The organism is Mucilaginibacter sp. SG564 (assembly GCF_013149275.1).
Classification (GTDB): domain Bacteria; phylum Bacteroidota; class Bacteroidia; order Sphingobacteriales; family Sphingobacteriaceae; genus Mucilaginibacter.
The window spans coordinates 187,086-211,168 of sequence record NZ_JABGNA010000001.1; the positions used below are offsets into that span (position 1 = coordinate 187,086).

The following is a 24,083-nucleotide window of genomic DNA, read 5'->3' on the forward strand; positions in this document are numbered from 1 at the left end:
ACTATATAAAAAAGGACATGAAAAGAATATTATATATCCCGGCATTCATTTTTTTAGCGGCTTGCTCCAGTAAACAACCCAAAAATAAAGCCGCAGAACTGGCCGATCTGAAAAAACAACAGGCCGAACTGAATGCAAAGATTGTTAAGCTGCAGGCCGAGGTTGGTTCAACAGATTCAACCAAATCTACCGATGTAAGTACAATTGTTATAAAGCCGGCCCCGTTTACCAATTATGTACAAATACAAGGTAAAATTGACGCTCAGGATAACGTAACAGCTTACCCGCAGGCTTCGGCTGTTATTACGGCTATATATGTAAAAGTTGGGCAGCATGTAAGCAAGGGACAAACACTGGCCCAATTAGATGATAACGTGTTGCGACAAAATATTGCAAAAAGTGCCGCCCAGGTTGATTTGAACCAAACCTTATTCAATCGTCAAAAAAATCTTTGGGATCAAAAAATAGGTACCGAGGTGCAGTTTTTACAGGCGCAAACAACACTGCAAACCGCTAAAAAAGATTTAGCTGGATTGAAACAGCAAGCCAGCCAATACCGCATTGTATCTCCCATTAACGGAACAGTTGATCAGATGGATCTTAAGTTAGGGCAAGCAGCATCACCAGGCCAAACAGGTATCCGGGTAGTTAATGCTGATCTTTTAAAAGTAAAAGCCGATGTACCAGAATCATATGCAGGCAGTGTAAATACCGGCAACCAGGTAAAAATATCAGTACCTGATGCTAATGATTCCCTGGTTACTAAAGTAACATTTGCCGCTAAGGTAATTGATCCTACATCACGCAGTTTTGGTGTGGAAATCAAATTGCCGGTGCGTAAAAGCCTTCGCCCAAACATGACCGCCATTATCCAGATAGCCAATTACTCTAAGGCTAATACTATTGTGGTTCCGGTTAAAGCTATCCTGAAATCAGAAAACGGTGATTATGTGTATGTTAACCAAAACGGAATTGCCAAAAAAGTGAACGTTAAATCTGGTACAACTTATGGTGGGAATACCGAAATATTATCGGGATTGAAAGACGGGGATCAGTTGGTTACCGAAGGCGCTACCGAAATTGAGGATGGTGATAAAATCAAGGTACTACAGTCTGCTAACTAATTATAAACGTTTGATCTGTTGATTATGAAAGATCTGAAAAAAGAATTTGGGCCCTCAAGTTGGGCCATTGACAATAAAACGGCCATATACGTGCTCATATTTATGATTACGGTACTGGGACTGATAAGCTACAACAACTTACCCAAGGAAAACTTTCCGGATATAGCGATACCTAAGATCTATGTAACTACAACGTTTGTAGGCCAGTCGCCACAAAACGTGGAAAATCTGGTGACCCGGCAGATAGAAAAGAAGTTAAAATCTTTGAAAGGATTAAAAAAGGTTACTTCGAATTCGGTACAAAACGTATCTGTTATTACGGCCGAATTTAATACTGATGTAAAAACCAAGGATGCCAAGATAGATGTTAAGGATGCTGTAGACAAAGCTAAGCAGGATTTGCCCCAAAATGATGATAATTATAAAGAACCGGTCATATCAGACATTAACGTGGCCGATCAGCCTATTTTATATATCAACATCTCCGGCGATTATGATCTGAAAAAGCTAAAAGAGTATGCCGATCTTTTAAAAGATGAGATTGAAAGCTACAAGGAAATATCCAAAGTTGATGAAGTGGGAGCTTTAACGCCCGAAATTCAGATTAATGTTGATTTGAATAAGATGGCGGCGGCACAAATAAGTTTTAGTGATATTACCCAGGCCGTTGGTAACGAAAATATATTACAGTCGGCAGGTACTATTAAAACTGATGGCGTACGCCGGAGTATAGATATTAAGCAGGATTTTAAAAACGCCGATCAAGTTGCTGCTATGGTGATCCGTAATCCGAAAGGGCAGGCGGTTTATTTAAAAGATATTGCCGAAGTTAAGGATTCGTTTTTAGAGCAGGAAAGTTATGCCCGTTTAAAAACCAACGATAACCCCAAATTTAAAAATGTAATTACGCTCAATGTAAGTAAAAGGGCAGGTGAGAACCTGATTCAGGCTTCGGATAAAATTAATGAATTGATCAAGCTGAAACAAAAAACGGTATTCCCTAAAGGCTTGGATATTGTGGTAACCGGCGATCAGTCTGATAAAACCCGTACCACGCTCAATGATCTGATCAATACCATTGTGATCGGTTTTATATTGGTTACGGTGATCCTTATGTTCTTTATGGGTACCACCAATGCCATATTTGTGGCACTTTCGGTTCCGCTATCGTGTTTTATCGCGTTTTTGGTGATGCCGGCGATCGGTTTTACGTTGAACATGATCGTGTTGTTCTCCTTCCTGCTGGCCTTGGGTATTGTGGTCGATGATGCCATTGTGGTGATCGAAAATACGCACCGTATTTTCGCTAACGGTAAGGTGCCTATTAAAGAGGCCGCGAAAATGGCTGCAGGCGAGGTGTTTTTGCCTGTGTTTTCAGGAACAATGACCACCCTGGCACCGTTTGTACCCTTAGCGTTTTGGAATAGTATTATCGGGCACTTTATGTTCTTTTTGCCTATTACACTGATCATCACCTTGCTGGCATCTTTAGTTGTGGCTTATATTATTAACCCCGTTTTCGCGGTTGATTTTATGAAACCGCACCATGATGGTGAACACGATAACCCCAAATTTGATAAACCAACCAGACGAGCGCTTATATATCTGGCTATAGCCGCGGTATTGGGCTATCTGATGAATATAGGTATTGGCAATTTGGTGGTATTTATAATGGCGCTGTATCTGTTGAACCATTTCGTGTTGTTAAGAGTGATAGACCGGTTTCAGAAGAATGCCTGGCCAAAATTTAAAGACTGGTACGCCAGATGGCTTGAAAAGGCAGTTAAAAGACCTGTTACCATGCTCATGGGAACAGTTGGCTTGTTTGTCTTATCCATTGTTCTATTGGCAACTATCGGTAAAACGCCGGAGTTTTTCCCTTCGGGCGACCCTAACTTTGCCTACGTATATATCACTATGCCAATTGGTACCGACCAGGCTACAACCAATGAGGTAACCAGGAAAATTGAAGAACGCGTAGCCAAAGTAGTTGAACCTTACAAGGGCATGGTATCATCCATTATCTCCAATGTTACCAAAGGCGTAACAGATCCTTCAGATGAGGATCAGGGCGATTATGAGAATAAAGGTAAGGTAACTGTTGCCTTTGTGGAGTTTGGAAAAAGAAATGGGCAAGATACTAAAGTAGCTTTAGCCAAAATACGCGAAGCGGTACAAGGTTTGCCTGGTGTTAAAATTGCTGTAGCTCAGGAAGCCAGCGGTCCACCGGTACAAAAGGATATTAGTATTGAAATCATTGGCGATAACCTGGATACGCTGGTGTCAACCGGTAACCGTTTAAAAGCCTATTTGAATAAACAAAATATTGCCGGTATAGAAAACCTTGTTGCTGACGTGCAAAGTGATAAACCGGAAGTTGTATTTGACATTGACCGTGAACGCGCAAACCGTGAGGGCATAACATCTGGCCAAATAACGCAGAACCTGGTTACCGCGGTATTAGGTTGGAAAGCCGCTGACTTCAGAAACACGAAAGAGGATGATTATCAGATAAAGGTAAGGGCGCTGGAAAGTCAGCGAGGTAATCTTGACGAACTGCGTAACTTAAAAATAACCTATCGGGATCTGGCTACCGGTGGTGCTATCCGTCAGGTACCAATCTCAGCGTTTTCAGACATACGCTATACTACTACCTATAGTAATATCAAGCGCAAGCAACAGCGTAGGGTACTTACTTTGGGTTCCAATGTAATTAAACCATACAATGCCAATGAGGTTAATGCCAATATTTTACAGGCTATTAATAACTTTAAAAAAGCTGATAATATAAGCATCAGGCAGGGTGGTGGGCAGGAAGATCAGGCGGAGGCTATGAACTTCCTGTTAGGAGCATTAGCTACATCATTTGGGTTGATATTGATCATCCTGATGATCCAGTTTAACTCTATTGGTAAAACCTTCATCATCATCAGTGAGATTTTTCTGAGTATCATAGGTGTATTCCTGGGCGTAAGTATCTTTGGTATGACTATGTCTATCGTAATGACCGGTATCGGTATTATTGCCCTTGCGGGTGTGGTGGTACGTAACGGTATATTACTGGTTGAGTTTACCGATATGCTCATTGACCAGGGCGCCAATTTGCATGATGCAGTTGTAGAAGCCGGACATACCCGTATGACCCCGGTATTATTAACCGCTACAGCAGCTATATTGGGCTTGATACCACTGGCTGTAGGCTTCAATATCGACTTTGTGGGCCTGTTTACTCACTTTGAACCACACATACATTTTGGTGGTGATAACGTAGCTTTCTGGGGGCCATTAGCCTGGACAATGATATTCGGACTTGGGTTCGCAACCGTCATTACCCTGATATTGGTTCCGTGTATGTACATTATCCGTTACAACCTGAAAAAATATTTCTTTGGTAAAAAATCCGTTGAGCCTCATAAAGAGCTTTTGGAAACTGAAACGGTTTAATTAAATATAAAAGCAAAAAAAGAGGCTGTCTCATCAATAATGAGATAGCCTCTTTTTTGTTTAAAATAGTCGATTTAATTTTAATTTTTTAGCTGAACATATTTTTCAAGGTCGCCCAGGTCATTTCTGGTTTTGGGTAAGCTGCCCGGGTAATTCTGTTGAAGAAAGGTGATGAGATTTTCGCGGATGTAACAACGAAGATCAAACGCGTCTGACGATGTTCTTGAGCTCATCAATACCCTGATCTCGATAACGCGCTCCTTTACGTCGGTTACCTGTACTACTTTTACCCGCTTGTCCCACAAGGGTGTTTTTAAAATAAGGCGTTCAAATTCCTCTCTTATGGCGTTTACCGGCACGGTATGATCCATATATAAAAACACGGTGCCCAGTATATCGGCCGAGGTGCGTGTCCAATTTTGAAAGGGCTTTTGTATAAAGTAATTGATAGGCAGGATCAATCTGCGCTCATCCCATATTTTTAAAACAACGTAGGTAAGGGTAATTTCTTCAACCCGGCCCCATTCGCCCTCAACCACCAGCACATCATCAATGCGTATGGGCTGTGTAAACGCGATCTGAAATCCCGCCAGCAAATTGCCCAGCGAATTTTGGGCTGCGAAACCCACAATAATACCGCCTATACCAACACCGGTTAATAGTCCTGTACCTATCTTGCGCATACTCTCAAAACTCAGCAGGATGATGGCTATGGTTACAAAAACAATCACCACTACGATAAGCTTACGCATAAACTGTATCTGGGTGCGTATTTTTCGCTCTTTTAAATTATCAGCCTTGTTCAGATCATAGGTATGGTAAATATAATCTTCCAGTATCCTTACCGAACGAACCAGTATGCCGGCAAAGGAGATGGTCAACAAAATTTCAATAGTTTTATCGAGTGGGGTTATATAAACCTTATCCATTCGCATAAAGGGGATAAATAAATTAAGCAGAAATAGCGGGATGAAGTAGGTTATGGCGCTGCCCAGGTTAATGATCACAGATCTGAAAAACGAATAGGAGGTTTCTTTTTTGGCATATAGCCGGAAAAGACGGGTAACTATAAATTTTATAATGAGCCCTACTAAAATAGCTATTACAGCAATCCCAAGGTCCCATATTACAGCGGGAACGCGTTGTGACAACTCGAGCAAACCAGGTGGCAGTTTATTTTCCATATTGATAGCATATATGTTTATAAAATCTACTTTAAAAATAGTTGGAATGTAAAATTGTTTTCGCAATAGTCGGGGCAGCGTGTGTTGATAGTTATATTTATAGAATTTTTGATAGTTTTGTTAAAAAAGTCAGGAATGTTGATCTGGCTTAGGGTTTTATATAATTTATAGATCAAATGGCTGCAGTCAATGACCATCAGGATATAAAGCGGGAAAAAATTTTAGAAGCCTCTCATCAACGGTTTTTACATTATGGTTATTCAAAAACTACCATGAATGAAATTGCCGGAGACCTGTCTATGTCAAAGGCTTTGCTTTACTATTATTTTCCTGATAAAAGCCAGTTGTACATTGCAGTAATGCGTAAACTGGCCAATGATTATATCAAAAACCTGGAAGAGCATATTGATACTTTTGCTAACTTAAAAGACGCCTTTGTTTTTCAGATCAATACCAACCACGATTTTATTGTAAGCAACTACAATTTCTTTGATTTTTTCAGGCTGAATGAACAAAACCTTCCGGATACCATTTGGGAGATTGTGGAGCAGGTGCACCTGGCCGAATTGAATTTATTAAGCAGAGCCATAAAAACCGAAATAGAACGGGGAGCCATCAAACCCGTTGAAAACCCGGAAGAAATTATCGATCTGTTATTAGATGCTTTGCATGGTATTAAAGTGAGCGCTGTATCGCAAAAGAAAGTAAACTTCCCTCGTAAAGAGCATCTGGACGAAATTCATACCAAAAGATTATTGCTGATAGATATTTTTATAAAAGGATTGATGTATTAGTCATCCTTAACTAATGAAGCTGATTTACTGTCAGTTATTAGTCAAAATACAAGCAAGTGATCAATCACAAATTTTATTATAGATAACTTTGTTTTGTACAAATAACCAGTGGCATTTAATGAATGCCCGGATTATTGAAAGAAACTTCCTATTTAATAAGAGGTGATTGTTTTAGAGTGATTTAGCAGAATGGAGCATATCCATTCTGCTTTTTTATGTTTAAAGGGCTTAAATAAATTTTCCATTGCCTGTGTCCTCACAGGCAATTTCCTTTTCTCTTGTCCATACTCGTTGTCTGTCAGGACACAGACAACGAGTGTCCAAATAAGCTACTGCTGCTTTGTGCCCATATCATGAACAAGCTGGTGTTGAAGCAATACAACAGAACGGCCGTCTATCTGGATAGTATCTTCAGCTTTAAATGTTCTGATAGAGCCGTTGTCATCCGGGTTGGCTGTATCGATCAGAAGTTCCCAGTCCAAAGCGTATTCTGCATACGGCAGTTTATAGTTCAGCGGTTCATCATGGGCGTTAAAAATAATGTAAAAGCTATCATCAACCACTTTATCACCTTCGGCGTTAACACTGTGCAAGCCCAGGCCATTTAAAAATACGGCTACTGATTTGGCAAAATCATGACTCCAGTTATCATCGTTCATTTCAGATCCATCGGGCAAAAACCAGGCTATATCGGCAATACCGTTACCTATAACCGGTTGCCCGTTGAACCAGTTTTTACGCGAAAAAGCAGCGTGCTCTTTTCGTAACTTAATGAGTTTACAGGTAAAAGCATATAATTCCTTATCCATGTTTTGCCAGTTTATCCATGAAATTTCATTGTCCTGGCAATAAGCGTTATTGTTTCCTTGCTGTGTTCTGCCTATTTCGTCACCGGCAACAATCATGGGCACGCCCTGCGAAAGAAAAAGTGTTATTAAAAAGTTCCTTTTTTGTTTGGCACGCAGATTATTAACAGCCTCGTCATCCGTTGGGCCTTCTGCTCCGCAATTCCATGACCGGTTATGGCTTTCCCCATCCTTATTGTCTTCACCGTTTGCCTCATTGTGTTTTTCGTTGTAGGATACCAGGTCGGTTAGGGTAAAACCATCATGAGCGGTAATGAAATTGATACTGGCGGTAGGTCTTCGGTATGATTTATACAGATCTGAACTGCCGGTGATACGGTTGGCAAATTCGGCCAGGGTACTTTCGGCACCGCTCCAGTAATCGCGGATACAATCGCGGTATTTACCGTTCCACTCGGCCCAGCCGGCTGGGAATTTACCAACCTGGTAACCGCCTTCGCCCAGATCCCAGGGTTCAGCTATCAACTTAACACGTGATATGGTAGGGTCCTGGTGAATGATATCAAAAAACGCGCTCAAGCGGTTCACTTCGTGCAGCTCGCGGGCCAGTGTAGCCGCCAGATCAAAACGGAAGCCATCAACATGCATTTCTTCTATCCAGTAACGAAGGCTATCCATCATTAACCGCAGTGCATTGGGTAAATTGGCATTCAGGGTATTGCCTGTGCCGGTGTAGTCCATGTAATATCGTTTGTCGTCGTCAACCAAACGATAGTAAGATACATTATCAATACCCCTGAAGGATAAAGTTGGACCCAGGTGACTGCCCTCGCCGGTATGATTGTATACCACATCCAGAATAACTTCGATACCTGCCTTATGCAATTCCTTCACCATGTTTTTAAATTCCTTCACCTGCTCGCCAAGTACACTACAGGATGCGTAGCGTGCATCGGGAGCAAAGAAACCTATGGTATTATAACCCCAGTAATTGCTAAGGCCTTCATTAACCAAATGCCTGTCGGATAGAAAATCATGTACCGGCATCAATTCAATGGCGGTGATACCCAGATCTTTTAAATAGGTAATAGCTGCCGGGTGGGCGATAGCAGCGTAGGTTCCCCTGATGTTTTCAGGTATCTCCGGATGCAATTTGGTGAACCCTTTTACATGAGCTTCATAGATGATCGATTTGTAATAGGGTATATTGGGGCTTTTATCCTCTTCCCAGTCAAAATTATGATCAATAACAACTGACTTGGGTATAAAAGCCGCGCTGTTTGTTTTGCTGAAGCTGAGATCTGCCTCCGGGTTGCCTACTTCGTATCCAAACAGGGAGTCGTTCCAGTCAATTGTGCCTGCAATGGCTTTGGCATAAGGATCAACCAATAACTTGTTGGGATTAAAACGATGGCCATTCTCAGGCTCATAAGGGCCATAAACCCTGAAGCCATATAGCTGCCCGGGTTTTAAACCTGGTATATAAATATGCCATATCAATTCAGAATACTCGGTAAACGGTATCTGTGCCGATTCAACTTCATCGTGGATAGTGTTAAATAAACAAAGATCAACCCCGGTAGCATTTTCAGAATAAAGTGTAAAATTAACCCCTTCACCATCCCAGGTAGCGCCAAGTGGGAATGGTTGTCCGGGATATGTTGTTATCTTCATTTGGTGTTCAGATAAATTATGTTCTTAGTGTCGGTACAAACTCACTAATTGAAATTAAAGAAAATTGTTTTATACGCAACTCTATTTATGCTATTAAACATGGCAATGTAAAAACAGCGTAAAAAGGATTGCTTTATTTTTAAATAACTTAATTAGTAATTGATTGTTAATACTGTGCTATGTAAATTTGTTTATCTACACCAGTAAACCTATGAATAAGAAAATATTTATTGTGGAGGACGACGCCGATCTGTCTGAAGCCATACAGCTAATCCTGCGCGAAGAAGGGTATGATACCGCTGCTTCGCTGGATAAAAATTCAATAAAGGGCGTAATACTGCACATGCCCGACCTGGTATTGGTTGATAACAGGTTGAAAGATGGCTTTGGCAGTGAGCTATGTATATCTATCAAAAATCATCCCTTAACCAGCCATATCCCAGTAGTATTAATGTCGGGATGGGCAAATTTGGAAGATACCGCCCGTGATTGCGGAGCCGATGCTTATTTAAGCAAGCCTTTTGAAATGAACCAGCTGCTTGAGGCTGTAGATAAACACCTGAGGCACCTGGTTTAATTATAAATTAAGAAAGATCAAGGATTAAAACAGATCACTATTTATTGTCTGCAGCTTGTAATGATCGTAGTTTTTAAGCTCTATGGCGTTGGCGGCTTCATCAACGGTGCGTTGCATCTCTTTCAGAAAACTTCTTAACAGCTTTTCTTTTCCGGGTAGCTTAAGCATCACGCGCAGCATGGCAGTTTGCAGCCAGAGCTGTTTTTTTGATTTAGGCACCATATCCTTTAAAACGGTGACCCCCAGCCTTTGATTAGCTTTCACAAACCACCGCATCTGGCTCTCGTAATTGGCAAATGCTATTTGATGATTGCCAAATGCAGCGGCCAATTCTCCAGCCAGCACATAGGCACCAACCATAGCCAAACTGCTTCCCTGACCGGAGGCAGGAGAGGGACAATAGCCTGCATCGCCCAGCAATACTACACGACCGTTGGAAAGGTTTTCGGTTTTTACCTGGCTTATGGCGTCAAAATAAAAATCGGGTGTATCATGAATAGCTTCCAGGATTGTTGAAACTACGGGTCCTTCATGTTTAAAATGATTTATTACCATTTGTTTCTGTCGGGCTATATCGCGATGATCATAATCAACAGCCGGCGCGGCAAACATCAGCATCACTTTGGCCTCCCTGTTTTTGCCTGTGCTGTATATATTGATGATCTTATCAACCGCCGGGTAGTTGAGCTCCCAATGGTCGAGGTTGTGATCGTTCGGGACGCTGAAAACAGATATAAAATATCCCAGGTGATCAATGGATGTTTTTTCCTGGTCAAATGCCAGTCCGCGTACATTTGAGCGTAAGCCATCGGCTGCTACAACCAGGTCAAAATCACGCTGTTCGCCATGTTTAAAAGTAACGGTTACACCATTATCGGTTTGGGTTAAAGCTGTTATAGAATTATCAAAAATATATTCTGTTTGATCCTTTGTTTTGGTGTAGAGTATGCCCGAGAGTTCGCCCCGCATGATCTCTACATCTGTATCCTGCCGCATGCCAAATATATTAGGATCGTTCAGGTCGGCATATCGTTTACCTTCGGCATTGATCATGGATGAGCCACGCATGGCGGTGTTCAATTCTCTTACCTGGTTTAGGATGCCCATACGCTGTGCCACATCGGTTGCCACGCCACGAAGATCGATGCGGTAACCGCCTTTGCGCAGTTCCGGGGCTTTTTCGACTATGGTAACATTAAACCCGTATTGGTTTAGCCACCAGGCCAGGGCCGGGCCGGCAATACTTGCGCCTGAGATCAGAATATTCCTGTTGTATATGTCGTTGCGTATCATTGGTCGTTCAGATAACAGGTCAAATATGGAGTGGCAGCGAAGTTTTTTTTAATGGATTTCGGTCAAATACCCTAAATTGTCGGTGAATGCGGGAGAAAGTAAATTGAAATTATTGAAACAGGGATGACGGTATAGTCGCCACGGTTTTATAGGTTTGTTATCACAATGGAGAAGCATGACGTTTCATGGATGCAGGTTGACAGGGAACTAAAGGATTCCTTCGCCATTAATTATCTGCATGCTCATGTTTTTGAAGCGCAAACCGTTAGCAGGATTAATTACCATCGCATTTTTATCATTCAGGCAGGTAGCGGCGCTATCCAGATAGATGACGGCAACCACCAAATTTCGGGTAACGAACTGTTTTTATTAGCGAAAGGTCAGCTATACACTTTTGAGGATGAGAGCCGGATAACCGGCTATGAGCTTTCCTTTGGCGATTGTTTTTGGGAAAAAGCACCCGGCAGTGCCAGCAATTGCAAGGCGGTATTGTTTAATAATGCCGTTGACAATCAGCAATTACCATTGAACAATGCCGATCAATCTGAGCTCAATAATCTTTTTCAAACGCTTCACCAGGAATATATAAAAGATGATTACCCCAATAAGCTGGATGCTATGGCCGCCTATTTAAAGATCATCATGATCAAGATAGCCAACGTGAACGCCTTGCTTGCCCGCGGATACGACAGTTACGAAAACCAGGTTTACCGGCAATACCTGGAACTGGTGAGCAGCCAGTATCAAACCACGCATGAGGTGGCCGATTTTGCCCGTCAGTTAGGGATTCCAGCCCGTAAACTATCTGATCTGTGCCGTCGGTGCAGCGGTAAGGGAGCCAAGGATATTATCAACGGACAAATCATCGCCGAAGCTAAACGCTCCCTGCAATTCTCCTCCAAACCGGTTAAGGAGATAGCCTATCACCTTAACTTTTCTACACCCGATCAGTTCAGTCACTTTTTTAAGAAAAATACCCTGATATCACCTAATGATTACCGTGGTCGCTTTGTAAATATTGGCATGTGATTGGCCGTTTTTAACATTTACCGGGTATGCCGCCACAGCTAATTTTGCTGATATAAAATCAACAAAATATGTCTGTAAATAAAGTAAAAACCATTGCCGGGATCACCATCCCCGATAGCACTATCGCCACCCAGGCCACCGAACTTTTATTGGAGCACGGTACCGAATTTATCTATAATCACTCTTTAAGGGTTTTTCTTTTTTCATCGCTGAACGGCAAACGCAACAATTTAAAATATGATGCCGAATTGCTATACGTGAGCTCGGTATTTCACGACCTTGGTTTAACCAAACACTACAGCAGCCCCGACCTGCGCTTTGAAGTCGACGGTGCCAATGCCGCCCGTGATTTTCTGAAAAGCCACGGACTGCCAAAAGAATCATTACAGCTGGTTTGGGATACCATAGCCCTGCACACTACCATTGGTATCGCCGAGCACAAAGAACCCGAAGTTGCCCTGATGTATTCTGGAGTGGGCCTTGATGTAATGGGTGAGGGGTATGAAAACCTGAACGCCGAAAACAGGGAGGAGATCATCCACGCGTTTCCTCGGAACGATTTTAAGAAAAACATTATCCCAACTTTCTTCAGTGGTTTTGAGCATAAAACAGAAACCACATTTGGCAATATCAAAGCCGATGTATGTGCTTACATGATCCCGAACTTTCACCGCAAAAACTTCTGCGATTGTATTTTGCACTCGCCATGGAGTGAATAAGGGAGATAAACCCAACTGTCATTTCGAACGAGGTACGAGGAGAAATCTTTTGCGCCGGACTAATCGCGCGCATAAGATTTTTCACTCCGTTCAAGAGATAGTATTTCACTTCGTTCGAAATGACATTTTTCTTCCCACCATTAATGATATTTTAATAAAATATTTATCCAGGACAATAGATTTGTGGCATACCCCGCTTCGCAAACCTGTTTAAAAACCTGGATAATGAATCTACTTGTATCAATTCTAAAAAGAGTTTATGGCTGCGCTATGGCAGTCGCGCTGTTGTTTATCTGTATTTTTAGTAAAGCCTCGCCATTGCCCGATCGTGGCGATTATCAATTCGACAAAAAAATATCGCGCAAGGTATTGGAGAATTATCTCGACCGTTCCATTACCATGCAAAGCCTGCTGGTTGGCCAGGGTAGTTTTGACGACAACCTGCGCATGATCAAAAATATAGGTGCCAAGTTCATTGGCCGGGCCGTTTGCCAATGGGGGCAGGAAGATGAGATCACCCAGAATTTGATCAAAGAAAAGGAACTGGCTGCAAGGGTGCATACGGCCGATGCCGACATTGTTTTGCAAGCCTGCATCTTCGAGATCGTAACGCCTAAAGTGGAGCAACTGCCTATACCTGCCTGGGCATTTGAAGCTTTAGGGATGCCCGTACAAAAACGGAATTTTAATTATGCGGATATGCTGTACCCCGATGGCAAATTTAAAAATCAATGGGGCAGGGGTTCCGTACCAGATGTAAGCCGTGCCGAAACCAAACTATTCTTCTATTTCCTGGCCAAATCATATATCGACGCGGGTATCGAAGGCATCCATTTTGGGCAAGTAGAGCTCATGAATAAAAATGATCCTAACCTGGATAACTACGCCCAGATACTCACCCTCATCCGGGAGTATGCCGGTAAACATGCCCGCAGGCATATGATCATTTGCGATTCGCACGTACCCAGCGGGGGCTTTGTGCGGAATGGTAAACTATTGATGGATGTTCACGCCTTTCCACTCCGTATTATGGAAACCCCGGGCAAGCCCGAGGAAGCAACACTACAGGTTGGCCATACCGATGCCCTTTACCTGCGCAGCAAAGGCGGTATTACACCCAGCGGCTGGACTTGTGAGCATCTGCCATACCTGGTGGAATTTGATAACTACGGCGTAAGCAAAAAGCCCGGACAGGAAAACGTGGGCGACATCCCTTTTTGGGTTTGGGGCTATGATGAGATCAGCTGGTTCGCTCATCAGAATAAAGCCTACCGCACGCAATGGCTGCATTACGCGTATGATTGGTTAAAGAAAACAGATCCGAATGGCCACCTCGAAATGCCGGGCGGCAGGCAAACTACATCTCCCCTGGATAAAAAGCGCTGGTACTATGCCAATAATCCCGGCAATGCCGTACCCGATGGTCATGGAGATGAGGATACTATTCGGGATATATGGGGAAAGGGGAAATAGGATAAACAGGGTGGTGTCATGCTGGTTTCTATGATAAAAACAAAAGGTTTTAATTAAGAAAGCCATTTTTAATTCCCTCCCCACGGGAGGGGTGTGTTGGGCAGGTGTATTGGCAGGGAGGGGTTTCTACGCGCGATAATTTGTCTAATCCATAAACCCCTTCTTCCCCTTCCCGAGGGAAGGAATCGCACCGGGCTTTGGCTTCTTGGCTGGATGTTATGCTAAGCACCGTCGAAGCATGGTGGGCGGGCCTCTACGCTTTACCCTTCGACGGAGCTCAGGGTGACAGCCGTTCCTAAAAACAAAACGGCCTGATAAGTTTTGCCTACCCGACCGTTTGCCTGCCCCGGTTTGAAGATTATCCTGAATGCCTTATGACCTGAAGATCATCCTTAATGATTGATCTTTTGACATATATGCAGTACCCCAGTTATACAGGGTTTTTAATTTATTACGATAGTTTACCAGCGATATCAGGTGAATAAACAACCACATAAACAAGGCCATGATACCGCCGATGTGCAGCTTATTCTTAAACAGGTCAACAACCGCCTTGTTCCTGCCAATGATAGCCATATCGCCTTTATCAAAGTAGTTGAAAGCGCTTAGCGGCTTACCCTTTAGCATGGCTATAAAGTTTTTGGCCAGGTTACGGCCCTGTTGTATGGCTACCTGCGCCAGTTGCGGGTGACCTTTAGGATAACGCTCGTCTGTTATCTGAACGCTGGCATCGCCAATAGCGTATACATTCTCCAGGCCAATTACCTGGTTATATTCATTGGTGATCATCCTGCGGCCAATACCCAGACTGGTTTCCGGTATACCTTCAAAAGTATTGGCGGTAATACCGGCCGCCCAGATCAATGTTCCGGCCTCAATAGTTTCCCCGGTTGACAGCGTGACCTCATGTTGATCATAATCCTTAACCTGTGTGTTCAATTTTACTTTTACACCCAGTTCAGAGAGTACCTTGTAGGCTTCCTGGTGTGTTTTTTCGCTCATGGGGCCCAGCAGGTTTTTGCCGCCATCAACAATATAGATACCGCCCGGGGTGCCTTTCAGCTCCGGATAGTCTTTCAGGAAAATGTTCTTTTTCATTTCGGCCAGCATACCGGCAATTTCTACCCCGGTAGGGCCACCGCCGGCTACTACAATGGTTAACAGTTTTTTCCGTTCGGTCAGGTCTTTAGTCATGGCTGCCTGTTCCATGGTTTGCAGCAGGGCATTACGCATGTGCAGGGCATCATCAATAGTTTTCATGGGGATGGCATTCTTTTGAACATTTTCCATCCCAAAAAAGTTTATCCTGGCACCTGATGCAAACACCAGGTAATCATAGGTAAGTTCTTCGTTGGTTAAGTGTACGGTTTGTGATGAAGGATCGATCTTTACTACTTCGGCCATGCGGTAACTGATCCGTTTATTGCGGAACATTTTACGAAATGGGTAACTGATATCTGATGGATCCAAAAAGCTGGTAGCCACCTGGTAAAGCAGTGGAGGGAAGTAGTTATAATTGTTTTTATCAAGCAAAATAACCTGGTAGTTTCTGTTTTTGGCTACTTGTTCAGCAAGGTTTATCCCGGCAAATCCACCTCCAACAATAACAATCTTTTTAACAGCGTTTTGGACATTGCCCGTAGCTGTTGGTGTAGTTTTAGGAGTGCTCATTTTATCAATTATTTGATAGTGTATTTTATACACAAATATACCTCTATTTTATCGAGTGTATTCGTTTTTGAGCGGTTATTTAGAGCTGATATGAAAGTGTTTACAATAGGATGATTAAGTGTGTATTTTTTACACTAAGCACGGGTGTTTTAAGATTGAAGATGCTCCGCTTAAACGAGCGGTTACGGGGCGTTTTGAGTGTAGGTACTTGTCATATAAAGCCTCCGCGCGTCATTGCGAGGTACGAAGCGAGAGCCTCACCCAAACCCTCTCCATCCCGATAGCTATCGGGAGAGAGGGCTTTAAAACTCTTTTTTTGAAGTCTCCCCTTTGGGGGAGATCCAATAGCTATCGGTTTAGAGGGGGCTTTTGCTTCGTACTTCGCAGCAATGACGCTTGGAGAAGAGTTTCATTACACCACCTCAATCACAATAGTCGCTTCATTCTGATCAATACTCAGGGGGATGGCCTCCAGGCCCGGTACAAAGTTAAATACCCTGCCTTTACTGGTAGTAGGCATCGCTGTAAACTTAGCGCTTGATGCTATTTGTAAGGTGGTTTTATTCTTGTTTACACGTAGCAGTGTTTCTTCGAACACAAACTTCTCTGTTGATCTGGAAACTACCGGCAGGATGATCCTGGTTTGCCCGTCGTAACCGCTTTTTTCGATGTTGTATCTGATGATGACCCGTTCGCCTGTAAACTGGTAAGTTACCTGGCAGTTCACTTCGCCTGCCGGTGGGTTTTGCTGGTTTTTGTCTACCAGTTTTGACCGGGTTTTGATCACCTCCTGCCCGCTGATGTCTCCGCGCTCAATCTGGGCTCCCAGGTCGTTTATGTTTGTAAATACCGTATCACCACCTAACCGGAGCTCTATACGTGGCGTTAGCGTCATGGATAGTGGGTCGGTATCGGGCTGCATGTTATCGGCCTCCAGCAATTGATACTGGTTCATGCTGCCGGCAAATATAGGACCTGTTTTTGGGTGCCAGAGCATGGTAAGGGCACCGCCGGTAGCATGCCCGTCGCTGGTTTCCTTATATTGCCTGTCGTACCCGGTAATGGTCGCCCTGAACTTTCCTTTGGCCACCAGCCAGGTCTGTATATCGCTAAAAGGCCGGATGCCATAAGCCTCTTCACGGGGTAGTTGGATACTATCGACATTTACTTTCGCCGGTTGGTGCTCATGATCTAATATGGTAGTCAAAGCTTTGATATGGCAAAAAGTATGGTGTACACAAACAGGTACCTGGTGCGATACGTAATGCGGGCCGCCATACAGTAAATTATCTTTGGTACACGCTTGCAGTAATTGCGTATTCCGGAGGGCTACTTTATAAAACCTCGGATCGCGCCCGGCCATCAGCGTGTATGCCGCCTGGCAGCCATCGCTGGTGCGGCTGCCCCAGTAGGTCCATTTATAATTGCGTGTGCCCCAGCTGTTATCCCAGCCGCCATCGGGCAGCATAAATTCCATATGCGTGCGCAGGCTACGGGTCACGGCGTCTAATACCTCTTCGTCCTTTGTCAATAAGCCATAAAGCACCAATGAAGGCAATGATTCTTCTACATTATAACCCAGGTCGACAGAAAAACATCCCTTCGGACTTGCCTTGTCGTTTGGATGGCCCTCGCCATAAATAAAACCGTCCTTACGTGTAATGTATTTTAAAGCGGCGTGTGCAAACTCCCGGCCTTTGTCTTTATACTTGGGTATATCCAGCATGGTGCCTATCAGCGATAGCGCGTATGAGGCAGTAACGGGGTAGTTAATATTACCATACTCCATCGAAAAATTGCTGTAAACATAGTCGGCCGCTTTTTGTAAGCGATCGGTTAGTTCGGTTTTAAAACTATTATCCATGATGGAGCCATGGTTTTTCAGTGTTTCGGCCAATGCTATAGACGAAAATACGGTAGTACCCTTCCAGGAGCCCTTTACCGGCTCATTGAGCCAGGATCCATCGGGCTGGCTAACCCGCGTTTTCATCCAGTTATAAAGTAATGCGGCGGCATCAGTGTATTTGGAATCGCCGGTTTTTTGAGCCAGGTGATAGAAGGGGTAAATAGCGTCGCTACCACGGCCATGCACTGTCTTGTTGGCCGGGCAATATAAACCACCGTAGTTATCGGTATTTGATTTATCCAGAACCTGCAGCGCCAGTAAACCTTTGGCCCATTGCCGCATCAGCTGATCACTCAGGGCGTACAGATCATCAGCAACAGGCGGAATGGTTAAGGCAAAAGCATTGGCCAATGGTGCCGCGCCGATAAGGCCAGCCGTTCCGATAGCGGTGGTTTTGATAAAACTTCTTCTGGATAATGTCATGGTTATAACAGGTATGGATCACAAATGTAATTGATAGATGATTATCGATCGAAAAAATCAACTACAACGATGTAATAGCCATTTTTACCATGTTTGGGCGGTTCCTTATCTTACAAAATACTTTATGATTGAGCTACCATTTTTTGCTTATTCAGCTGGGTGATGATCACCCCGGTCATAATGATCACCAGCGCAATTATTTGTTTAAAAGAGATTTGCTCGGCTGCGAGCAACCATCCCATAACAATAGCGATCACCGGGTTTACATAAGTATGGGTACTCACTATGGCGGGCGGCTGCACAGTGATAAGCCAGGTAAAAGATAAGTAAGCAACCAACGACCCCATTATCACCAGGTAAGCCAGGCCAGCCCAGGCGCTTAACGGAATCGTAGTGGGGGACAATGTAAACCACTCGCCCTTACCAAAAGCAACTAAGCCCGAAAAAAGACCGGCTGCCAGGAGCTGTACAGTGCTGTTAACCAGGTTGTCGCTTTTTGCAGGTAATTTGCGGTTGGCATACAATGCGCCGGTTACCCATGATACCGCGCTTAACAACGTTATAATAGTGCCGATTACCGGATGCCCCTGAACAAGTGTTGACCCGGCCGGTGCAAAATGAGCGAACAAGGCGATGCCGGCAAACCCGAGCAGCAGGCCGGTAATGATCCATTTACTGGAGAAATAAGCAGACCAGCGCTGGCGATCGAGCAGCACGAAGAAAAGGGGTTCGGTACCAACAATTACCGCGGCAAAGCCCGAATTGATATATTGTTCACCAACTACAACCAGTCCCGAACCACCGCTAAGCATCAGAATGCCGCTAATAATCAGAACTTTCAGATCCCGTTTCTCTGGCCAACCTATTTTCTTGATCATAACCCAGATGGTCAGGATCAGCCCAGCCGTCAGGTAGCGCAAGGCAGAAATGGTGAAGGGTTTAAAACCCTTTAACGCATAAACTATGGCGAGGTAAGTAGTGCCCCATATAAAATACACAGCAATGAATGCAAGCAGCAGTAATAATGGCGACGTTTTTTTTAAATTATTCATTTTTTAATTATTACTGGTAAAATATATTTTAATGGTGTTAATATATAAAACAAAACCGTCAATAATTGTTTTAACAGTGTGAATTTTATTAACTTTAACAGATGTACAGGATATCGACAGTAAATACAATGACATTGGATGGCGGCGTAGCCTGTCTGGATTTTGTAAATTCGGGTTACGACCGGGAGTATGGTGTAGTAACAGAAAGGTTAAACTCCTATGAGGATTTGATGATACTGATTGAGCGTTTGCAACTTTTTGATACAAATTACCTGGATACGTTGAAAAGCAAAGCGCGCCAATCGCCGGAGTTGGCTACAGAAGCATTGATGTTTGCCCGGAATATACGGCAAAAGTTATACTGCTTATTTTCCGGAATAGCGCCGCAAAATATCGCAGAAGCTGATCAGGGAATAATTACTGATCTCAATAGATTATTTGCGGAAGCACACCGGTTTGATGTTTTATCTGTAAATGGCAAAGATGTTGAGTTTTCTTTTCGGGCAGCCCCCGGCGATTTGATGGCTCCGGTATGGAGGCTGCTGTTGTCGGCCTATGATCTCCTAAAGAGTGGCGATTTACATAACCTGAAGCAATGCCAGCGCTGTGCCTGGCTATTTATGGATCAAACCAAAAATCACCGAAAAAAATGGTGTTCTATGGAATCCTGTGGTAATGCACAAAAAACAAAGCGCTATTATGCGCGGCAGAAAGTTAAGATTTGATAAAAAGTTTCTTTTCCGCAGATATACATGTAATGTTAATCAGTTAAAAAAATTGCAAACCCCATCGGGGTTAAAGCTTTGTAGAAGAAGCCAACCCCCAATTCAGTGCCGTAGGTACTGCTACATGTGTGTTGTTTGTTTTCTACAAAGCTTTTACTCCTACGAAGCAACTCTCCGCCAGTTCGAGCGTAGATGTTTGAACTTTGAGTATTTAAGTGGCGACAATAAATAGGCGAGGTGTTGTTATAGCCCCTGCTGGGCATTCAAATACCGGTGATCCACAGAAAACCTACCTCCCCCGCTTATCACCAGCGATATGGCCAGCCCGATCATCAGCAGATCGAACTCAAAGCCTTAAAAGCCTTTTGGGTTTGCGCCAAACCAATCCATAAAAAAGCCAGCCTGCCAGTGATGGGTAATAATAATGCCGATAAACAGCGGAATGATCAGGGCAGCAATAACACGCGTAGCCCAGCCGAGTATCAATAATATGGAGCCCGCAAACTCAATCAGGATCACCAGGAAGCCGATAAGCCAGGGCAGGTGTACAACGTTAGTAAAATATTGCATGGTATGTGTAAAACCAAAGCCGCCGAAAAGCCCCAGTAGCTTTTGGGCGCCATGGGGTAATAATATAAATCCTAAGGTAAGCCTGCTGATAGTAGCAGGCCAGTTGCCCGCGGTACTAAAAATTTTATTTCTGATATTTTCCATGAAACAAATTTCGGCAGCTCCGGAATGCTGTCTATGAAACTACATTCATAAATTGGGCCCTGCTTTTATAGCTTATTGCGGCGGATCCTGCTTAAAAACTGCGGCGTTATGCCCAGGTACGATGCTATCAGGTACTGCGGTATCCGTTGTTGCAGGGTAGGATAGCGTTGCAGGAAGATGTCATAACGCTGCTCTGCCGTATAGCTTATCGCTTCCATCACCCGTGATTGCGATGCCACAAATGCGTTCTGGAAAAGGATCCGGAAATATCTTTCCATAGCCGGTACGGCAATGAGCAGCTTATCCAGCGCGTGCTTATCTATTTGTAACACTTCGGTATCTTCCAGGGCCGATATATAAAGCGTTGACGGCTGCCCGGTTAAAAAGCTGTACAGATCGCCAACATACCAGTTTTCTACAGCCAGGAAGGCGATATGCTCGTTTCCCTGCTCGTCCAGGGTGTAAGCCTTCAGGCAGCCTTTCACAATAAAACTCTCATACCGGCATATTTCGCCCGCCCTGATCAAATATTCGTGTTTTTTGATGTGGATGGATCTAAAATTAGAAAGTACCAACCGGGCATCATCGGCAGAAAGATCGGCATGCTGATGGATATGTTTTAACAGGAGTTCGCTCATCAGATCAAAAATAATGATCTAAGATAAAATAAGCTGTTTGATATCCCCGAAATTACGATACGGCCGGCGGAAGTGTGGCACTTTTTTGCTTCCGCAGTTTAACAATCTGGTAAATAACCCCTGTAACATACAACAGAAACCAGATACCAAGCCACATTTTTACCGTGGGTGAATCAGGACCGCTGGCGATTGGCTGACTGATAGGCAAGCGGGTGAGGGTTTCGACAGTAGCTGGGATCATCGAAAAAAAGAGCGTTAACGATAGCAGAATGATCTGTATATAATCGGCCGCTTTGCCAAAAAAACGGATGGACCTGGCATAAACCGCAATGGGCAATATCACCAGGATAATAACCCCAAGCGCGTGCCCCGCAGAGGGATGCCCCGTTTTCATGATCGGGAACCCGGTAAGGCAGGTAATGATGGTTAAAATAACATATAAGCGACCAGCGCCATAGCCAGGGTTTATTTTCCCATGGCGAAATAAAGCGACAACAGCAGCAATAATGGCCAGCACACTGATAATGGTATGGATGATCCCGAGTACAGAAAGGTGATTAGGCATAATGGTGATTTTTTAAGGTTAACAGTTTGTGTACTAAATATAAGTAATTAGCAGCTAAACAAAGCAACACTGATAGTAAGTTATTTAATACTTTTTAAAATTTAAAAAGGGGCTCCAAAACAGGTTGTAATTTGTTAAAACGCATTGAAATCAATGTTTTTCGAATAGTTTGCGGCTCTTTTTAATCCGTTTTGTATATAAAAGTGTTAAAATTTAGGGTTTAAAAAGTTTTGGAGCGGATAGGTATCACGAAAAAGATGAGGTTAACATTCAGTTTAATTTATGTTAACAAGATAACAGTTTCTTTGGCGCAAATTAAAACAGGGGCTATATTGCACCGCCGTTTTACATCAACAATATCCGCATGAATAATTTTACAAAAGCAGTTACCATTTTAGGAGTCTTAACAATTACCGGTATCAGTGCCGGTGCGCAAATCAAAACCTATACCGTTGCCGATGCGCATTCGCATAATGATTATAAAAATAATATCCCTTTTCTGAGGCCATATGAAAAAGGTTTTGGATCTATCGAGGCTGATGTTTATGCCGTTAACGGTCAGTTGATGGTGGCTCACGATAAAAAGGAGATCAGTGCCAAACGGTCGTTAAAAATTCTATACATCGATCCGCTGATCGAGAAATTTAGCCTTGACCCGGAACGGAAACTGCGTTTACTCATCGAGATCAAAGAAGATCATAAGGCCGTTTTGCCCTTAGTGATCAAAGAGTTAAAGCCGCTTGAAAAATATTTTTCCTATGAGGGGCATCCGGGGCGCTTATCTATCGTGATGACCGGTGCCGTACCGCCTGCAGCAGAAATGAATAACTATCCGGACTGGATCTCCTTTGATGTTGACCATATGGATGGCTTTAACGCGCAGCAATGGAAAAAGATAGGACTGGTGAGCTTCCCATTTGGTAAATATCTGAAATGGAACGGTAAGGGTGTACTGAACAAAGAGGAGATCAGCAGGGTGAAAGCAGGCATAGATAGTGTGCACAGAGCGGGCAAAATGATCCGTTTTTGGGAAACACCCGATACCAAAAGCAGCTGGCTTGCGCTGATCAGGTTGGGCGTTGATGTAATAGGTACTGATAAAATAGAAGAACTTGGTGATTTTCTGAATAAAAAACCGCGCAGCGAATATGTAGCACCGGCACCTTACCCGGTATACCATCCAACCTATAAATCAGATGGTTCACAGAAAAAGGTCAAAAACATTATTTTATGTATTGGTGATGGCATGGGCTTGTCACAAATATATTCAACCTACACGGCCAATCGTGGTGAGTTGAATATATTCCAGATGCAAAATATAGGGTTCTCGATAACTTACTCGGCTGATGCTTATATCACCGATTCGGCTGCTGGTGGTACCGCCTTTGCAACCGGACAAAAGACAGACGACCGTGCGGTAGGGGTTGATCCATCGGGTAAACCATTGAAATCCCTGGCTGTTTACAGCGCAGAGGCCGGTAAGAAAACTGCCGATATTGTTGCCTGTGAATTAACCGATGCCACACCGGCTGTTTTTTATGCTCATCAGTCGGAGCGCTCAAGCGCTGCCGCCATTGCTAATGATATGGTATCTACACCAATTGACATCTTATTGGGTTCGGGCTATAAGGATTTTACAGAAAAGGTGAATGGCGAAACTCCGCTGGATAAAATGAAGCAAAAAGGCTATACCATTATCCGCAATTTTGATGAGTTTTTAAGCTCACAAGCGCCTAAAATAGTGGCCCTGGTTGATGATAGCGTAACCCGTCCAAAAATGGAAGGCCGGGGAAATTATTTGCCACAGGCCTTTAACAAAGTAACCAGCACATTTAAAAATAATCCACAGGGGTTTTTTATGATGGTTGAAGGCTCACAGATTGATCATGGCGGCCACAGCAATAATCTGAAACAGGTAATTACCGAAAACAGCGATTTTGACCGCGTAGTAGGTGATGCGCTGCGCTTTGCCGATGAGGATGGTGAAACGCTGGTAATTGTTACCGCCGATCATGAGACAGGTGGCTTAACCCTGTTGGATGGCAATATTAAAAGCGGATATGTGTGGGGCGATTTCAGTACCAATGACCATACGGGTACTCCGGTTCCGGTGTTTGCCTACGGTCCGCATGCCGGCGATTTTAGAGGTGTGTACCAGAATACCGATATTTTTAACAAAATATTAGCCCTCATCAAGGCCAAGTAAGCGTAAAAAAGACACTTTCCTGAACCAGGAACAAAAAATGCCTTAATGAATTACTTAAGGCGTTTT

At 43.6% G+C, this 24,083-nt stretch carries 18 protein-coding genes; 9 read left to right on the forward strand and 9 right to left on the reverse strand.

Going from position 1 to position 24,083, the window contains the following annotated elements; all coding sequences use genetic code 11:
* The first annotated feature begins 17 nt into the window (after nucleotides 1-17).
* Together FHW89_RS00710 and FHW89_RS00715 are read left to right on the forward strand one after the other, a co-directional pair.
* Entirely contained in the window at nucleotides 18-1,124 is a 1,107-nt protein-coding gene (locus FHW89_RS00710) for an efflux RND transporter periplasmic adaptor subunit (RefSeq protein ID WP_172333096.1), read from the forward strand.
* Nucleotides 1,125-1,148: 24 nt separating this feature from the next.
* Nucleotides 1,149-4,568 carry an efflux RND transporter permease subunit gene (locus FHW89_RS00715; RefSeq protein ID WP_172333097.1) on the forward strand — a complete coding sequence of 1,140 codons (3,420 nt, stop codon included), beginning with the start codon at nucleotides 1,149-1,151 and terminating at the stop codon, nucleotides 4,566-4,568.
* An 80-nt stretch (nucleotides 4,569-4,648) separates the two neighbouring features.
* Here FHW89_RS00715 and FHW89_RS00720 read toward each other — a convergent pair whose 3' ends face one another.
* Complete coding sequence (locus FHW89_RS00720; protein ID WP_172333098.1) at nucleotides 4,649-5,752, reverse strand: mechanosensitive ion channel family protein; 1,104 nt, start codon at nucleotides 5,750-5,752, stop codon at nucleotides 4,649-4,651.
* Nucleotides 5,753-5,928: 176 nt separating this feature from the next.
* Here FHW89_RS00720 and FHW89_RS00725 point away from each other — a divergent pair, with 176 nt between their 5' ends.
* On the forward strand, nucleotides 5,929-6,546 hold the full coding sequence (locus tag FHW89_RS00725) for a TetR/AcrR family transcriptional regulator (protein ID WP_172333099.1): 618 nt from the start codon (nucleotides 5,929-5,931) through the stop codon (nucleotides 6,544-6,546).
* A 329-nt stretch (nucleotides 6,547-6,875) separates the two neighbouring features.
* On the opposite strand, the gene glgX is transcribed toward FHW89_RS00725, so the two are convergent.
* The gene (gene glgX, locus FHW89_RS00730; RefSeq protein WP_172333100.1) at nucleotides 6,876-9,026 is read right to left on the reverse strand and encodes a glycogen debranching protein GlgX; all 2,151 of its coding nucleotides are present in this window, start codon (nucleotides 9,024-9,026) and stop codon (nucleotides 6,876-6,878) included.
* A gap of 211 nt (nucleotides 9,027-9,237) precedes the next feature.
* Between glgX and FHW89_RS00735 the strand changes: the two genes are divergently transcribed.
* Entirely contained in the window at nucleotides 9,238-9,603 is a 366-nt protein-coding gene (locus FHW89_RS00735; protein WP_172333101.1) for a response regulator transcription factor, read from the forward strand.
* Between the two features lie 24 nt (nucleotides 9,604-9,627).
* On the opposite strand, the gene FHW89_RS00740 is transcribed toward FHW89_RS00735, so the two are convergent.
* A complete protein-coding gene (locus FHW89_RS00740; protein WP_172333102.1) occupies nucleotides 9,628-10,896 on the reverse strand; it encodes an FAD-dependent monooxygenase in 1,269 nt (422 codons plus the stop codon).
* Between the two features lie 165 nt (nucleotides 10,897-11,061).
* Here FHW89_RS00740 and FHW89_RS00745 point away from each other — a divergent pair, with 165 nt between their 5' ends.
* From FHW89_RS00745 to FHW89_RS00755, 3 genes are all read left to right on the forward strand, one after another.
* Nucleotides 11,062-11,925 carry a helix-turn-helix domain-containing protein gene (locus tag FHW89_RS00745; protein ID WP_172333103.1) on the forward strand — a complete coding sequence of 288 codons (864 nt, stop codon included), beginning with the start codon at nucleotides 11,062-11,064 and terminating at the stop codon, nucleotides 11,923-11,925.
* Between the two features lie 68 nt (nucleotides 11,926-11,993).
* On the forward strand, nucleotides 11,994-12,644 hold the full coding sequence (locus tag FHW89_RS00750; protein WP_172333104.1) for an HD domain-containing protein: 651 nt from the start codon (nucleotides 11,994-11,996) through the stop codon (nucleotides 12,642-12,644).
* A 225-nt stretch (nucleotides 12,645-12,869) separates the two neighbouring features.
* Entirely contained in the window at nucleotides 12,870-14,117 is a 1,248-nt protein-coding gene (locus tag FHW89_RS00755) for a hypothetical protein (protein WP_216650434.1), read from the forward strand.
* Nucleotides 14,118-14,489: 372 nt separating this feature from the next.
* Here FHW89_RS00755 and FHW89_RS00760 read toward each other — a convergent pair whose 3' ends face one another.
* From FHW89_RS00760 to FHW89_RS00770, 3 genes are all read right to left on the reverse strand, one after another.
* Nucleotides 14,490-15,788, reverse strand: coding sequence for an NAD(P)/FAD-dependent oxidoreductase (locus FHW89_RS00760; protein ID WP_172333105.1), 1,299 nt, complete (start codon nucleotides 15,786-15,788; stop codon nucleotides 14,490-14,492).
* Between the two features lie 412 nt (nucleotides 15,789-16,200).
* Nucleotides 16,201-18,117, reverse strand: coding sequence for a twin-arginine translocation signal domain-containing protein (locus FHW89_RS00765; RefSeq protein WP_172333106.1), 1,917 nt, complete (start codon nucleotides 18,115-18,117; stop codon nucleotides 16,201-16,203).
* A 122-nt stretch (nucleotides 18,118-18,239) separates the two neighbouring features.
* The gene (locus FHW89_RS00770; RefSeq protein ID WP_172333107.1) at nucleotides 18,240-19,169 is read right to left on the reverse strand and encodes an EamA family transporter; all 930 of its coding nucleotides are present in this window, start codon (nucleotides 19,167-19,169) and stop codon (nucleotides 18,240-18,242) included.
* A gap of 101 nt (nucleotides 19,170-19,270) precedes the next feature.
* On the opposite strand from FHW89_RS00770, the gene FHW89_RS00775 reads away from it, so the two are divergent.
* Nucleotides 19,271-19,894: a CGNR zinc finger domain-containing protein gene (locus FHW89_RS00775; protein ID WP_172333108.1), complete on the forward strand. Its 624-nt coding sequence runs from the start codon at nucleotides 19,271-19,273 to the stop codon at nucleotides 19,892-19,894.
* Nucleotides 19,895-20,248: 354 nt separating this feature from the next.
* Here FHW89_RS00775 and FHW89_RS00780 read toward each other — a convergent pair whose 3' ends face one another.
* The 3 genes from FHW89_RS00780 to FHW89_RS00790 all read right to left on the reverse strand — a co-directional run bounded on the left by FHW89_RS00780 (nucleotide 20,249) and on the right by FHW89_RS00790 (nucleotide 21,811).
* Entirely contained in the window at nucleotides 20,249-20,608 is a 360-nt protein-coding gene (locus tag FHW89_RS00780; protein WP_253952126.1) for a DoxX family protein, read from the reverse strand.
* A gap of 65 nt (nucleotides 20,609-20,673) precedes the next feature.
* Nucleotides 20,674-21,246: a Crp/Fnr family transcriptional regulator gene (locus FHW89_RS00785; RefSeq protein WP_216650435.1), complete on the reverse strand. Its 573-nt coding sequence runs from the start codon at nucleotides 21,244-21,246 to the stop codon at nucleotides 20,674-20,676.
* A gap of 52 nt (nucleotides 21,247-21,298) precedes the next feature.
* Nucleotides 21,299-21,811, reverse strand: a complete 513-nt coding sequence (locus FHW89_RS00790) for a hypothetical protein (protein ID WP_172333109.1) — start codon at nucleotides 21,809-21,811, stop codon at nucleotides 21,299-21,301.
* Nucleotides 21,812-22,175: 364 nt separating this feature from the next.
* Between FHW89_RS00790 and FHW89_RS00795 the strand changes: the two genes are divergently transcribed.
* Nucleotides 22,176-24,017: an alkaline phosphatase gene (locus tag FHW89_RS00795; protein WP_172333110.1), complete on the forward strand. Its 1,842-nt coding sequence runs from the start codon at nucleotides 22,176-22,178 to the stop codon at nucleotides 24,015-24,017.
* The last annotated feature ends 66 nt before the right edge of the window (nucleotides 24,018-24,083 follow it).

Coding starts and splice junctions, on each gene's coding strand:
- FHW89_RS00785 (WP_216650435.1), bottom strand. CDS start 21,246: ATGAGCGAACTCCTGTTAAAACATATCCATCAGCATGCCGATCTTTCT.
- FHW89_RS00760 (WP_172333105.1), bottom strand. CDS start 15,788: ATGAGCACTCCTAAAACTACACCAACAGCTACGGGCAATGTCCAAAAC.
- FHW89_RS00765 (WP_172333106.1), bottom strand. CDS start 18,117: ATGACATTATCCAGAAGAAGTTTTATCAAAACCACCGCTATCGGAACG.
- FHW89_RS00780 (WP_253952126.1), bottom strand. CDS start 20,608: ATGGAAAATATCAGAAATAAAATTTTTAGTACCGCGGGCAACTGGCCT.
- FHW89_RS00745 (WP_172333103.1), top strand. CDS start 11,062: ATGGAGAAGCATGACGTTTCATGGATGCAGGTTGACAGGGAACTAAAG.
- FHW89_RS00750 (WP_172333104.1), top strand. CDS start 11,994: ATGTCTGTAAATAAAGTAAAAACCATTGCCGGGATCACCATCCCCGAT.
- FHW89_RS00740 (WP_172333102.1), bottom strand. CDS start 10,896: ATGATACGCAACGACATATACAACAGGAATATTCTGATCTCAGGCGCA.
- FHW89_RS00720 (WP_172333098.1), bottom strand. CDS start 5,752: ATGGAAAATAAACTGCCACCTGGTTTGCTCGAGTTGTCACAACGCGTT.
- FHW89_RS00790 (WP_172333109.1), bottom strand. CDS start 21,811: ATGCCTAATCACCTTTCTGTACTCGGGATCATCCATACCATTATCAGT.
- glgX (WP_172333100.1), bottom strand. CDS start 9,026: ATGAAGATAACAACATATCCCGGACAACCATTCCCACTTGGCGCTACC.
- FHW89_RS00775 (WP_172333108.1), top strand. CDS start 19,271: ATGTACAGGATATCGACAGTAAATACAATGACATTGGATGGCGGCGTA.
- FHW89_RS00725 (WP_172333099.1), top strand. CDS start 5,929: ATGGCTGCAGTCAATGACCATCAGGATATAAAGCGGGAAAAAATTTTA.
- FHW89_RS00710 (WP_172333096.1), top strand. CDS start 18: ATGAAAAGAATATTATATATCCCGGCATTCATTTTTTTAGCGGCTTGC.
- FHW89_RS00795 (WP_172333110.1), top strand. CDS start 22,176: ATGAATAATTTTACAAAAGCAGTTACCATTTTAGGAGTCTTAACAATT.
- FHW89_RS00770 (WP_172333107.1), bottom strand. CDS start 19,169: ATGAATAATTTAAAAAAAACGTCGCCATTATTACTGCTGCTTGCATTC.
- FHW89_RS00735 (WP_172333101.1), top strand. CDS start 9,238: ATGAATAAGAAAATATTTATTGTGGAGGACGACGCCGATCTGTCTGAA.
- FHW89_RS00755 (WP_216650434.1), top strand. CDS start 12,870: ATGAATCTACTTGTATCAATTCTAAAAAGAGTTTATGGCTGCGCTATG.
- FHW89_RS00715 (WP_172333097.1), top strand. CDS start 1,149: ATGAAAGATCTGAAAAAAGAATTTGGGCCCTCAAGTTGGGCCATTGAC.